Below are 14,414 nucleotides of genomic sequence, written 5' to 3'. Positions count from 1 at the left end.
CCTGTGGAGCGCTCTTCGAGCGTCTTCCCCTGATCGGCGTTACCCCGGTCGCTGTGGCAGCCGTTCCGGCGCGCGGGCCGGGTGCCGATTCACGATGGCGGTTCCTGCTGCCGGCCGGGTGGAGTCCGACAAGCCATGCCGACCGGCCTCATCCGGTGTGTTGTCCGATCCGCCGGGATGCCGTCGCGCAATGGGCCGTTTGGCGTGCCTTGAGGTGAGGTGAGCGGATGGGTCATCGCGGGGTGAGACGGACCGGGAAGTGGTCCAGGCCGAAGTTGATGATCGAGCGGTTGTACCGGACCGGCCCGGTCGGCTCGATCAGGGCCGCCTTCTCGAGTGCGGCCGCGTACAGCGCGCTCAGCTCCGCCTTGGCCAGCGGGGCACCGATGCAGTAGTGGGCGCCCAGACCGAGCGCGAGGTGCTTGTTGGGCGAGCGGTCGAGCCGGATCTCCTCGGGCTGGTCGAAGGCCTCCGGATCACGGTCGGCGGACCACACCCAGACCGCGACCCGGTCGCCTCGGCGGATCTGCCGCCCGCCCAGCTCGATGTCCCGGGTGGCGGTGCGCAGGGTGTGCAGGCCCACCGAGGTCCAGCGCAGCAGCTCGTCGACGGCGGAGTCCATGGACACCTCGCCCTGCTGCAACTTCCGCCAGAGGTCCGGACGTTGGACCAGGGTGTGCAATCCCATGGCGGCCGTGTGGCGGACGGTCTGGACGCCGCCCACCACGATGTTGTCCAGGTTGAGCACCACGTCCTCGACCGGCAGCAGTCGCCCGCCGACCTTGTACGTGGCCATCATGGAGATCAGGTCGTCGCGCGGATCGGAGCGGCGCAGCATCACCTGATGCAGCAGGTAGGGGATCAACTGCTGGTGTCCGGCTCGCCGTTCCTCCGGTGTGCGGCCGAGGAAGGCCACGTCGCAGACCCGGACCATCATGTCGCGGTCCTGCTCGGGGACGTCCAGCAGGTCGCACATGACCGCGAGCGGCAGTGCGGAGACCACGTCGACGAGGTCCGCCTCGCCTTGTTCGACCGCCCGGTCGAAGAGCTCGCCGGCCCGTTCGGCGATCGAGCGGGCGGCGCCGCGTACCCCGCCCTTGGAGAAGAAGGGGTTCGCGGGGGCCCGCAGTTCGCGGTGACGGGGCGGGTCGGTGAGGGCCATCATCCGGCCGGATCCGACCGGCACCTTGCCCTCCCCCGAGCCGAGCAGCGAACCGGACTCCGAGCTGAACACGGCCGCGTTGCGCAGCACGTCCGCCGACTCCCGGTAGGTGAGGACCGACCAGACGGGGCCGTCGTCGACGGTGTCGGTGAGGTGCACGGGGGCCTCGCGGCGCAGTTCGGCAACCAGCTCCGGGGTGTCGGGCCGGGCCCAGAGGCCGGGGTCGGTGAGGTCGACGGCTGTCGTGGTGGTGGTCGGCATCACAGCTCCCTGAGCGCGGTGGTTGACGGGGCGGATGCGTGACGGTCCGCCAGTAGAGAGGCCAGGAGGTCGACCGGGCCGGGCCGGTCGACGGTGGCGAGCAGGTGCCCGCCGGGGACAACGCGGTGGGTGAAGGTTCCGCGGGTGTGGGCGGCCCACCCGGTGAGGCCGGTGGTGGCGAGCATCGGGTCGTCGGCCCCGGCCAGTGCGTGGAGCGCGAAACCGATCGGGGCGTGCGGACGGTGGCGGTAGGTGGCGCTGACGGCAAGGTCGGTGCGGATGGCTCCCAGAGCCAGCTCGACCAGGTCCGGATCCGCCCGGACCAGCTCCTCCAGCCCGGTGAGCCTGAGGAGTTCGGTCGGGTCCAGGTCCCTGGTCTCGCGGTCGGCCCACTCGGCCGGGGACGGCGCCCCCACCGTCACCACCAGCTCGGGACGGCGGTCGGCGGGCAGTGCCCGGGCGACCTCGTACGCGAGCAGAGCGCCGAAGCTCTGTCCGTAGAAGCCGAACCGGCCGCCGTCTCCGCCGGTCAGGTGCGGGGTCAGCGCATCGGTGACGGCCGCCACCAGGGCGTCGAAGTCCGGCGGCATCGGGTGGCGGCTGCGGCCGCCCCTGGCCGGCGGGCGCAGTGCCCAGACCTCGGCGACGGGGGCCAAGGCGCGGGCCAGCGGGGTGTAGGCGGTGGCGTCGCCGCCGGCGTGCGGGAAGCAGAACAGCCGGACAGGGCGGTGGGGTTGGGGCGCGGGGACGAGCAGCCAGTCGCCCTCGGCCCGGGGGCGGGCGGCCCGCGCTGCGGGACCGCGGGGCGTGGTGGTCAGGGTTGTCATCGGACGGCCTCGCGACGGGCGGTGAGGCTGGGGCGGGCGGCCGCGGGCCCGGCCTCGGCTGCGCTGCGGACGGCGGCGGTGAACCCCGCCAGATCGGCGGCGTCCAGCAGATGGCGGAGCTGGAGCTCGACATTGAGCCTGCGGCGCAGCAGGTGGACGACGCGCAGGGCGGCGAGTGAATGGCCGCCGAGGGAGAGGAAGTCGTCGGTCGGCTCGACGGCGGGCACACCGAGCACCATGCGCCAGACCTCCGCGACCTGCTCCTCCACTCCCCCTGCCGCGTGCGCCTCGCCGGCCGCCTCGGGCCCGGCGGCATCCCCCGCCGGGGCCGGCAGGGCCTCGTGGTCGACCTTGCCGTTCGGGGTGAGGGGCAGGGCGCCCAGCACGGTCACGGTGGACGGGACCAGGTGGGCGGGCATGCTGCGGCGCAGCTCGGCCAGCAGGTCGGTGGGGCGGACGGCCGCGCCGGTGACGTAGCCGGCCAGCCGGTGGTCACCGGGCGCGGCCTCGTGCACGGTGACCGCGGCGGAGGTCACTCCGGAGAGGGCGCCCAACGCGTGCTCGACCTCGCCCAGCTCGATCCGGAAGCCGCGCAGCTTGACCTGGCGGTCCACCCGGCCGACGTACTCCAGGAGGCCTTCGGCGGAGCGGCGGGCCTGGTCGCCGGTGCGATACATCCGGGCGCCGGGTTGCCTCGCGAACGGGTCCGCGACGAACCGGCCCGCGGTCAGCCCCGGGTGGCCCGGGTAGCCATGCGCCAGGCCCGGCCCGGCCAGGTACAGCTCACCGACCGCGTCGGAGTCCGTCACAGGGGCGAGCCGGCCGTCCAGCAGGTAGGCGCGCACGCCGGGCAGCGGCTCGCCCAGGTGCGGTCCGGCGCCGGTGACGGGGGTGGTGATCGCGTCGACGGTGCACTCGGTGGGCCCGTACAGATTGAGCGCGTCGATGCCGCCGTCGGCCAGTTCGCGCCAGGTCCCGGCAGGCACGGGCTCACCGCCCATGAAAAGCCGCGGGACGCGGGCGCCGGCCAGCGGCTCGCGGAGCAGCTGCCAGTGCGAGGGGGTCAGGTCGAGGTCGGTGACGCCGTGTTCGGCGAGCAGCTGCGCGAGGCGCGCCGGTTCGGCTCGGCGGGCGTCGTCGATCACCACCAGGGTGTCTCCCCGGCAGATGCGGATCCACTGCTGGACGGACGCGTCGAAGGAGACGCTGGCGTTCCAGGCGACGACGCCGGGCTCCGGGCGGTAGGCGCCGCTGCGCTCCAGGGCGGCGGCGAGGTCGGCGACGGCGCCGTGCGGGACCTCCACGCCCTTGGGGCGTCCGGTCGAGCCGGAGGTGTAGATGACATAGGCGGAGTCGAGCGGGTGCGGGGTGAACTCGGTCGCCGGGTCGTCGGTGTCCGGGTCGGCAGGGGCGAGGGCGTCCGGGCGGAGCACCGGTACGCCGGCCGGGACCGGCGGCGCGGTGTCGGCGCTGACGACGGCCGCGAGGCGGGCGTCGGCGGCCATGAAGGCGATCCGCTCGGCCGGGTACGCCGGGTCGAGCGGGACGTACGCGGCGCCGGACCGCCAGGCGGCGAGCAGCGCGACCGGCAGGTCGGCGGTGCGGGCGAGGTGGACGCCGACCCGGTCACCGCGCCGGACGCCGTGCGCCCGAAGGGCGCGGGCGAGGGCTGCGGTGCGGCGGTCGAGGGCGGCGAAGTCGAGGCTGCCGTCGACGGCGTGCACGGCGGACCGCCCGGGGTGGGCGGCGACGGCGGCGCGCAGACGGGACAGCAGGTCGGCAGCGGGGGCCGGGGTGGGGTCGAGTGCGGCGGCAGTGATGGACGGTTCGGCGAAGGTGGTCATGCGAGTGCGCTCCTCGGTGGTCGATGAGGTGGGTGGATCACGATGGAGGGGTGCCGCGTCGGAGCGGCGGGCGGAACCGTCCCGGCCCACCACCCGGACGCGGCCCACGGCCCGCGTCGGGTGAGGGTGTCGGTCGGGCAGAACCGGCGGGCGGTGCTGAGCGGCAGTGCTGGTCCGGCCACATCCGGCACCGGCCGTACGCGGCCGGCAGCGGTCCGGCGTACAGGACCGGGGCACATGCCCGGCAGCGCGACGCTGCCGACCCGGCACCGGGAGCACCTGAGCGACCGTGCGGGCCTGTCCGTACGTCGTCGGGCTCGCGCGGCCGACCGCGCTGGACCTGCCCTGCGCGGCAGGGGCATGTGCCCGGCCGGCTGCTGACGACGCGTCACCGGCGTCGCGCGACTACCCGGCGGCGCGGCACCGGTGCCGGTGCCGGCACCGGCAGCACGCGGCCGGCGGCGCTGGTCCGAATGTGGCCCCGCCCGACGTGGCGCCGGCCGTACGTGGCCGGCAGCTGTCGGGCCGCTGCACGGCCGTCGGTACGTGACCCGCCGCACGGCGCTGCCGACGCGTCACCGGCAGGACGCGACCGGCGGTGAAGGCCCGGCGGACTGGTCCGGCTGCCGTTCTGGTCCGGCCGCAGGTGACCGGCAGCGCGGTCCGGCCGTACGCGGCACCAGCCCTGCCGGCCCTGCCGTACGCACACCGGCGGCACGTGGCCGGAGCCACGCGCACGGTGGCGCGTCAGAGCTCGGCGGCCAGTCGCGCCAGCGCCTCCGCGTAGACGTCGATGAACTCCTCAGCCGTGGCGTCGTCCACCACCGCGCGCTGATGGTCGACGGCGAGCAGCACACGGTGCGAGACCGGGTCCTGGATCAGCGAGGCGCCGAAGGCGAAGCTGTTGGGCTCGTGCCGCAGGGTGGGCTCGCAGCCGATCCGGCTGTCCTCGATCCGGGCCGCGCTGAGCCGGCCCAGCGCGTGGAACCGCAGGTAGCCGAACTGACTGTCGAGCGCGGTGTCGGCCATCATCCGGGCCAGCCGGGCGAACGGCACCCGGCGGTGCGGCATCATGTCCAGCTCCTCCCGGTGCACGTGCCGCACCAGGGCGGCCAGGTCCTCGTCCGGCTCGGCGACCAGCGGGACGGTGTTGAGGAACAGTCCGTACACCTCGGTACCGCCGAGCCGTTCCAGTCGGCCGTTCATCGCCAGCCCGGTGGTGACCCTGTGGCGGCCGGTGATTCGGGCAAGGGCGTGCAGATGGGCGGCGAGCGCAACCGACTTGACCGGGACGGCGAGCGCGTCGGCGACCGCGCGCAGTTGCCCGGGGGCGTCGGGGAGCACGCGCTCCACCGTGCGGGGCAGCTCGTGGGCTTCCTCGCTGCCGGGCCAGAGCTGGCCGGTGGCGCCGTCGAGCCGCCGGTGCCAGTACGCCAGGGACTCCTGGTCGGCGGCGGCCGCGCGTTCAACGGCTACGAAGTCCCGGAAGGCGGTGCGCGGCGGCGGGACGGGCGCGGAGGCCGGATCGGCGGCGAGCTCGGTGTGCCGTTCGAGGATCTCGGTGAGGAGCGAGGTGAAGCTCCAGCCGTCGAGGATGGCGTGGTGCTCGGAGACGGTGAGCTGGAAGGCGTCGCCTGCGAGCCGCTGGACGGTGATCCGGAAGAGCGGCGGTTCGGCGAGGTCGAAGGGCTGGTCCCGATGGGCGTCGAAGACGCCGCGTATCCGCTCGTCCTGCTCTTCCTCCGTCGCCTCGCGCAGGTCCGCGAACTCTACGGGTACGGGCAGCGTGCCGTGCACCAGCTGGAGGGGTTCGCCGTAGTCGGAGAGGTCGAGGCCGGTGCGCAGTACGGCGTGCCGGGCCATCGCCTCGTCGACCGAGCGGCGCAGCGCTGTCTCGTCCAGGGCGCCGGTGATCCGGTAGGAGTTGACGTTGTGGTAGCTGTCGGTGCCGCCGGCGACCTCCATGTGGAAGACCATCGAGAGCTGCATCGAGACCATCGGGTAGGCGTCGACGATCCCGGGCGGCAGCTCGGCCCGGTCCTCACCGGCGATCAGCGCGAACGGCCGGTCCGCGGCGGGGTCGTCGGCCACCGGGCAGGCCAGCGGAAGCAGTTCGGCGACCGTCGGCGCGTTGAAGACGTCCCGCAGGGTGACCTGCCAGCCCCGGTCGTGCAGGGCTCCGGCCAGTTGGACGGCGCGGATCGAGTCCCCGCCGAGGTGGAAGAAGTCGTCGTGGACGCCGATCCCACCGACCCCGAGCACCTCGGTCCAGACCCCCGCGAACAGCTCCTCCTCCGGTGTCCGCGGCTCGACGTGCCGGCCGGCGGGAGTGGGCGCGGCCCGGTCGGGGGCGGGCAGCGCGGCCCGGTCGACCTTGCCGTTGACAGTGAGCGGCAGCGCGTCCAGCACGGTGGCGCTCGCCGGGATCATGTACTCGGGCAGCGTGCGGCCGAGGAAGTCGCGCAGGTCCCCGGGCCCGTCCGGTGAGCACCCGGTGACATACGCGGCGAGCCGGTCGTCGTGCACGGTGACCACGCAGGCGTCCACCTCGGGGTGAGCGGCGACGGCGTTCTCGATCTCGCCGAGTTCGATCCGGAATCCGCGCAGCTTCACCTGGAAGTCCGCCCGGCCGACGTACTCGAGCCCGCCCTCCGGCAGCCGCCTCGCGAGGTCACCGGTCCGGTAGAGCCGGGCGCCGGGCGGACCGTACGGGTCGGCGACGAAGCGGCCCGCGGTCAGGCCGGGGCGGCCCCAGTAGCCGTGCGCCAGGCTGCCTCCGCCGATGTACAGCTCGCCGGGGACACCGGGCGGGCAGGGGCGCAGCCAGTCGTCCAGGACGAGCGCGGTGAGGTGCGGCATGGGTTCGCCGACCAGGCTGCGCTCGAAGCCCGCGCCGCCCTCGGCGACGTCGTGGGTGGTGACGTGGACGGTGGTCTCGGTGATGCCGTAGAGGTTGCAGAGTCGGGCGGGCGGCAGCGGGTCGAGGTCGTGCCAGCGCTGGACCACGCCCGGATCGAGCGCCTCGCCCCCGAGCATGATCCACCGCAGCGCGGGCAGGGCCCGTGGGCGGCTGCGCAGCGCCGGTTCGAGCTGACGCAGCGCCGAGGGCGTGAGGCAGAGATGGGTGACCCGTTCCTCGTCGAGCAGACCGGCGAACTCCTCGGGCGAGCGGCTGGTGAGGTGGGGGACGACGACCAGGCGGGCGCCGTGCAGCAGGGCGCCCCAGAGCTCCCAGACCGTCCAGTCGAAGGCGTAGCTGTGGAACAGCGTCCAGACCGTGTGCGGGCCGAAGCCGAAGTGATCCCGGCCGGAGTCGAGGAGGCGGCTGACGTGCTCGTGAGCGACGGCGACACCCTTGGGACGGCCGGTGGAACCGGAGGTGAAGATGAGGTAGGCGATGTCTCCGGGGCGGCCGGCGAGGGAGGGCCGGACCGCCGGGTGGGCGGCGATCTCCTCGGCCCGGGCGGCGAGGTCGAGGGTCGCCCAGGGGCCGTCGGGGGTGCGGTCGGGCCGGTCGGTGATGACCAGAGTGACGGCGGTGTCCTCGAAGACCAGGGCTGCCCGGCCGGCCGGGGCGGCGAGGTCGACCGGCACGTAGGCGGCGCCGGCCTTCAGCACGGCCAGGATCGCGACCGGTACGGCGGCTGTGCGTTCCAGCAGCAGGCCTACCCGGTCGCCGGGGCGCACCCCGCGGGCGAGCAGGGCGTGAGCGAGCCGGTTGGCGCGGCGGTCGAGTTCGGCGTAGCTGAGGGTGCCGTCCTGGTCGCTGACGGCGGGCCGGTCTCCGTACGCGTCGACGGCGCGCTCGAAGAGGTGGTGCAGGCAGTGGCCCGGGCCGAGCCGGGCAGGGCGGTGCGGCCGCCCGGCGGAGGTGAGCCGGAGCACGGTGGCGCCGGGGTCGGCGAGGGCGGCGTCCAGCAGGCCGGCGTAGTCGGCGGCGAGCCGGCGCACGGTGTCGGCGTCGAAGAGGTCGCTGCTGTACTCGGCTTCGCCGCGCAGTTCGCCACCACCGGTGCCCTCGAAGACGGACCAGGTGAGGTCGAACTTGCTGGTGCCGTTGGAGCGGACGGTGCGCTCGGCGGTGGCGGCGCCGAGCGCGGACGGCGCCCGGTCCTCGGCGTGGGCTCCGAACACCACCTGGACCAGGGGCGGGTGCTGCGGGGTGCGGGGGGCGCCGAGCATGTCGACCAGCTGGTCGAAGGGGACATCGAGGTAGCTGAGGGCGTCGAAGGCGCCGTCCTGGATGTCCGCGAGCAGCCCGCGGAAGGTGGCGTCAGGGGCGAGCCGGACGCGAATCGGCAGCAGGTTGACGAAGTAGCCGATCAGGTCGCCGAGTTCGGGACGGTCGCGGGTGGTGACCGGGGTTCCGACGAGCAGGTCGTCGGCACCGGTCCAGCGGCCCATCAACAGAGCGAATGCGGCGAGCTGAACGGTGAACGGGGTGACACCCTCCTGTTCGGCGAGCGCCCGCACCCGGGCCGCGGTGCCGGGGGCGAGGTCGAACGGCTCGGTGGCGCCGAGCTGACTGCACTCGGCGGGCCGCGGCCGGTCGCCGGGCAGCTCCAGCAGGGTGGGGGCACCGTCGAGACTCTGCTTCCAGTGGGCGAGATGCTCCTCGTAGGAGGCGTACTGCTCCTCCTCCGCCCAGTCGGCGTACTGGGCGGCGAGCGCCGGCAGTACGGGTGCCCGGTTCTCGCTCAACGCCGAGTAGAGCTCGGCGAGCTCCCGATCGAAGAGCTCGGCCGACCAGCCGTCCCAGACGATGTGGTGGACCACGAACAGGAGCGTGGTGCGGTCATCGGCGAGCCGGAACGCCTCGGCGCGCAGCAAGGGTCCCGCGGTCAGGTCGAACGGCTCGGAGGCACGCTCGGCGATCAACTGCTCGGCTCGGCCGACACGTTGGTGTGCGGGCAGCCGGCGGAGGTCGGTGACGGCGAGTGGCATGGCGAGGGAGCGGTGGACGCACTGGTGCGGGCCGTCGGGACGCAGGGCGAAGGTGGTGCGCAGCGCCTCGTGCCGGGCGGCCACGCCGTCCAGCGCCCGCTGGAGCACGGCGAGGTCGAGCGGGCCGGTGACGTCGTACGTCCAGGGGGTGGTGTAGGTGGCGGCCCGCGGGTTCCACCGGTCGAGGAACCAGAGGCCGCGCTGGAGGCCCGAGACCGGCGCGGTGCGGACCAGGTCCGCGGGCGGCACTGCCGCCGGGGCAGCCGTCGGAGGTACGGCGAGCAGGTCGGCGGACGGTGAAGTCGACGGTGCGGGGGACAGGTCGGCGGACGGGAAGGTCGTCCGCGCGGCGGACAGGTCGGCGGACGGGCTCACGGCCTCGTTCCCTTCGGTCGGGCGGGTGGGCTGATGGGCTGGGCGGGACGGCACTGGTGTCGCGTCATCGCGAGACCAGCCGCTCGGCGATGGCGCTGACCGTCCGGCCGCGGAACACCGCCTGCGGCGGGACCCGGTTGCCGGTCTGCTGGGAAAGCCGCATGGCGACCCGCACGGCGGCCAGCGAGTCGCCCCCGATCCGGAAGAAGTCGGCATCCGGACCGAGGTCGTCGGCCAGCTTCAGGACGACGCGGACGGCATCGGCCACCAGCCGCTGGTCCGGGGTCAACGGGTCGGCCGGGGCGGCCTGGGGGCGCCCGACCGGTGCGGGCAGGGCCCGCCGGTCGGCCTTGCCGTTGGCGTTGAGCGGCAGTGTGTCCAGCACGTCACAGGTGACGGGCACCATGTGCTCGGGCAGGAGCTTTGCCAGGTGGTCGAGGAGCACGTCCGGGCCGGGCGCCGGGGCACCGGCGGCGACGGTGACGTACGCGGCCAGCCGACGGTCGCCCGGGGCGTGCTCATGGATGGTGACGACGGCCTCCCGCACGAACGGGTGGCGGGTGAGCGCGTCTTCGATCTCCCCGGGCTCGACCCGGAAGCCGCGCAGCTTCACCTGGTCGTCGATCCGGCCGGTGATCTCCAGTACCCCCTCCGCCGTCCGGTGGCCGAGGTCGCCGGTGCGGTAGAGCCGCTCGCCGGGCATGCCGAACGGGGAGGCGACGAACCGCTCGGCGGTCAGCCCGGGCCGGCCGACGTAGCCGAGAGCGAGCCCGGCGCCGGCCGCGTACAGCTCACCGGTGACGCCGTCCGGGACGGGACGCAGCTGCGCGTCGAGGACGTGGATCGCCTTGCCGTGCAGCGGGTGGCCGATCGGGATGGAGGCGCCGGCGGCGTCCTCCCGGGTTGCGCGGTGACAGGTGGTGAGGCCGAGGCTCTCGACCGGTCCGTAGCCGTTGGCGACGACCAGGTCCGGCCACTGTTCGAGCGCTTTGCCGACATGGGTGACGGAGGCCCGCTCCCCCGCGGTGAAGGCCACCCTGAGGTCGTCGTAGGTCTCCGGGAACTCCTCCAGAAGGAAGTTGAACAGGCTGGCGGACAGCTGGAGCTGGGTGACGCCGTGCCGTCGGGTGAGTTCGGCGACGGCCCCCGGGTCGGGCCGCTGGCCGGGCTGGAGCACGCACACCCCGCCGAAGGCCAGCGCGCCGTACAGCTCCAGTGCGAAGGCGTCCCAGGAGACCGGGGAGCACTGGAGCCAGATCTCGTCGGGACCGAAGCGGGCGTAGTCCTGGCCGAGGTACGTGCTGGTGAGGGCCCGGTGCGGGACGGCGACGCCCTTGGGGCGACCGGTGGAGCCGGAGGTGAACATCACGCAGGCGAGATCGGTACCGGTCACCGCCGGACCCGGATCGTGGCCGGGGCAGGCGGCCACGGCAGCGGCCGCGGCGTCCAGGTCGAGGTGGCGGGCGACCGGGAACGGCGGGCTCGCGCCGCGGTGGGTGACCAGCAGCGCGGCACCGCTGTCGGCTACCGCGCCGGACAGCCGCCCGGCCGGGAAGTCCGGGTCGAGCAGGGTGTAGGCGGCGCCGGCCTTCAGCGCGGCGAGCAGGGCGACCACCAGGTCCGGTCCGCGCTCGACCAGGACCGCGACGGTGTCGCCGCGGCCGATGCCCAGACCGCCGAGGTGGTGGGCGAGACGGTTGGCCCGCTCGTTCAGGGCGCCGTAGTCGAGGCGGTCCTCACCGGAGACCAGGGCGAGGGCGTGCGGATCCCGCGCGGCCCTGTCCTCGAACAGGGTGTGCACGGGCACCTCGAGGGCGGCGGCGAGAGTGCCGAGCCAGGCCTCGCACAGGCCGGCCATGGTGGCGGGATCGAACAGGTCGGAGTCGTACTCGAAGCGGCCGGTGAAGTCGGTGCCCCGATCGTCGACGGAGATCGACAGGTCGAAGCGGGAGACCGGGTTGGAGTGCAGCTCGCGGGTGACCTCGGTGCCTCCGATGGTCAGCGGTCGGGTGTCCAGCGGGTGCAGTTCCAGCAGCACCTGGCAGAGCGGGTTGCGGTCCTCGGTGCGGTCGTCGGGCCGCTCCTCCATGACGGCGCCCGCGATGGCGTCGAACGGCGCCTCCTGGTGGCGGTAGCCGCCGATCGCCACTTCACGGACGTGCCGGACCAGCTCGCGGAAGTCCATCCCCTCGTCGAGTCGCACACGCAGCGGCAGCAGGTTGACGAAGTAGCCGATCAGAGCGTCGAGTTCGGCGCGGCCGCGCACGCTCACCGGGGAGCCGAGCACCAGGTCGCGCCGGCCGGTCCGCCGGTGCAGGGTGAGCGCGAGCCCGGCCAGCAGCACCATGAACGGCGTCGCGTCCTCGCTGCGGGCCAGTGCCCGGACCGATTCGGCGACCGGGCGGGGCATCGTGAAGCGGTGGAACGCGCCGCGGAAGGACTGTTGTTCGGGGCGTGGGCGGTCGGTGGGGAGCGGGGGCTCAGTGGGTGTGTCACGCAGGTGCTCGCGCCAGTAGTCGAGTTGCCGCTCGGCGGTGCCGTCCTTGCGCTGCCAGGTGCTGTAGTCGGCGTACTGGACCGGGAGTTCGGGAAGATCGGCGGGACGGCCGGTGGCGAGGGACTCGTACAGGGCGGCCAGTTCGGCCTCCAGGACGGGGAGCGATCCCTCGTCCCAGACGATGTGGTGGCAGAGCAGGAGCAGGGTGGACGTCTCGCCGGTGCGGTAGAGATGGGCGCGCACGAGCGGACCGGTCTCCAGGTCGAAGGGCACCAGCGCGGCCTCGGCGATCAGATCGTCAAGAGCGTCGGCGGTGGTCTCCGTGACGGTGAACGGCAGCGCCACGGAGGGGGCATCCCCCGTCACTCCGGGCGCGGGGTGGACCACCTGCCGGGGGCCGTCCTCGCCCAGTACGAATGTGGTGCGCAGCGCTTCGTGCCGGCCGACCACTCCGGACAGGGCCCGGCGGAGCAGCTCCGGGTCGACCGGCCCGGCGAAGCGGAACACCCAGGGCACGGTGTAGGTCGGCGCGCCCGGGTTCCACTGGTCCAGGAACCAGAGCCCGCGCTGGAAGTTCGCGAGCGGCGCCTCGGTGGCACCGGTCCGGTTCAGCGCCGGGCGCTCGCCTCCGTCCGAGGCCGCGGTGACCGCGGCGGCGAATTCGGCGAGGGTCGGTGCGTCGAAGATGGTGTAGGGGGAGATCATGCCGAAGACGTCGAAGACCCGGCCGACCACGCGGACGGCGGTGAGCGAATCCCCGCCCAGGTGGAAGAAGTTGTCATCGGCGCCGACCTCGGGAACCCCGAGCACGTCCGCCCAGACGGCGGCGATCAGCTGCTCGGCGGGGGTGCGCGGCGGGCGGCGGGCGGCGACCGGTGCGGCAGGCGCGGGCTGGGGCTCGGGCAGCGCCGCCCGGTCCACCTTGCCGCCGGCGGTCAGCGGGAAGGCGGCCAGCGGGGTGACGGTCGCCGGGACCATGTGCTCGGGGAGCCGCTCGGCCAGGTAGGCGCGCAGTTCGCCGGTGTCGGGGACGGTACCGGTCACGTAGGCGGCGAGCCGGCCCTCGTGCGCCGCCACGACCGCCCCGGCGACGCCCGGGTGGCCGACCAGCACCTGCTCGATCTCGCCGGGCTCGACCCGGAAGCCGCGGATCTTCACCTGGTGGTCCGCTCGGCCGACGAACTCCAGCACGGCATGCGTGCCGGACTGCCGGACCACGTCACCGGTTCGGTACATCCGAGCGCCCGGCTCCGGTGCGAAGGGGTCCGCGACGAACCGGCCGCCTGTCAGTCCAGGGCGGCCGTGGTAGCCGGAGGCCAGCAGCGGACCACCGATGTACAGCTCGCCGGCCGTGCCGGGCGCCACCGGCCGCAGCCGGTCGTCCAGCACGTACGCACGGCGGTCGCCGAGCGGGCGGCCGATCGGGACCGTGTCGCCCTCCCCCGCGGCCGGTCCCGCCAGCTCGTGGACGGTGGCGGTGACCACGGTCTCGGTGGGCCCGTAGGCATTGAGCAGCGGCACACCGGTGGCGGCGCACCAGCCGGCTGCGGCGTCCGGGTAGAGCCGGTCGCTGCCGGAGATCATCAGACGGAGGGTGCGCGGCGGGCGGCCGTCCTCGCGCAGCGCGGCCACCACTTCCTGGAAGTACCCGGCGGCGAGGTTGGCCACGGTGACGCCCTCGGCGTCCAGCAGCTCCAGCAGGGCGGCAGGGGCGAGCAACTGCTGCTCGGGCACGAGGATGCAGGCACCGGCCGAGAGCGCGGTGAGCACCTGCTCGACGGCCACGTCCACGGTCGGTCGGGCGAAGTGCAGCACCACGTCGTCCTCGGTCAGGCCGAAGCGCTCGACGGCTGCGGCCAGGTGACCGGCCAGCGTGGCAAGCGGGACATGAACGCCCTTGGGGCGACCGGTGGTCCCGGAGGTGTAGATGAGGTAGCCCGCGGCGGACTCGGGGCCGTGGCGGTCCCGGCGCGGCTCGCTCCCGGATCCGGCGAGGTCCGGTCCGGGCCCGTCGGCCCCGACGAGCTCGCCGTCGATGCAGGCGAGGGTGGCTCCGGCGTCCTCACGGATCCAGCGGTTGCGCTCCTCGGGCGCCTCCCGGTCCAGCGGCAGGTAGGTGGCGCCGGCCCGGAGGGCGGCGAGCAGGCCGACCACATGGTCGAGCCGGTCCCGGCCGGTGACGGCCACCGTACGCCCGGGGGTGATCCGGGCGGCTAGGGCACCGCTCAGCTCGTCCAGCTCCCGGTAGGTGACGGACCGGACGCCGAGCCGTAGTGCGGTGCGGTCCGGAAACCGGCGTGCGACTGATATGAACGGGAAACCGCGAGATTCCATCATCCAACCCCGATGAATTAACGACGCTGCGGGTAGTGGTCTCGACGATAGGGCGGCACTTCCGGCCCGATCGGCAGAATTCCCGGAAGACCATCGGCAGTTTCAACTGCCGCTTTGCTGTTACGCGCTGACGCGAACAGCACAGCCCACCGAGGCACACACGGGCGCCT

5 protein-coding genes are annotated in these 14,414 nt (G+C 74.0%); all 5 read right to left on the bottom strand.

The genetic code is table 11. From position 1 onward, the window contains the following. Positions 1-232 precede the first annotated feature (232 nt). The 5 genes from ABZ532_RS09280 to ABZ532_RS09260 all read right to left on the bottom strand — a co-directional run bounded on the left by ABZ532_RS09280 (position 233) and on the right by ABZ532_RS09260 (position 14,247). Positions 233-1,423, bottom strand: a complete 1,191-nt coding sequence (locus ABZ532_RS09280; RefSeq protein WP_361280658.1) for a cytochrome P450 — start codon at positions 1,421-1,423, stop codon at positions 233-235. After that, positions 1,423-2,250 carry a thioesterase domain-containing protein gene (locus ABZ532_RS09275; RefSeq protein WP_361280656.1) on the bottom strand — a complete coding sequence of 276 codons (828 nt, stop codon included), beginning with the start codon at positions 2,248-2,250 and terminating at the stop codon, positions 1,423-1,425. Before ABZ532_RS09275 ends, ABZ532_RS09280 begins: the two co-directional genes overlap by 1 nt. Then, a complete protein-coding gene (locus ABZ532_RS09270; RefSeq protein WP_361280654.1) occupies positions 2,247-4,094 on the bottom strand; it encodes a non-ribosomal peptide synthetase in 1,848 nt (615 codons plus the stop codon). Before ABZ532_RS09270 ends, ABZ532_RS09275 begins: the two co-directional genes overlap by 4 nt. Before the next feature lie 747 nt (positions 4,095-4,841). Next, the gene (locus ABZ532_RS09265) at positions 4,842-9,413 is read right to left on the bottom strand and encodes an amino acid adenylation domain-containing protein (RefSeq protein WP_361280653.1); all 4,572 of its coding nucleotides are present in this window, start codon (positions 9,411-9,413) and stop codon (positions 4,842-4,844) included. A gap of 64 nt (positions 9,414-9,477) precedes the next feature. Next, on the bottom strand, positions 9,478-14,247 hold the full coding sequence (locus ABZ532_RS09260) for an amino acid adenylation domain-containing protein (RefSeq protein WP_361280652.1): 4,770 nt from the start codon (positions 14,245-14,247) through the stop codon (positions 9,478-9,480). Between the last annotated feature and the right edge of the window lie 167 nt (positions 14,248-14,414).

This window comes from Streptomyces sp. NPDC019396, from assembly GCF_040632375.1.
Lineage (GTDB): Bacteria > Actinomycetota > Actinomycetes > Streptomycetales > Streptomycetaceae > Streptomyces.
The sequence above is the reverse complement of the archived record's forward strand: the minus strand, read 5'-3'. Positions and strand labels throughout refer to the sequence as shown.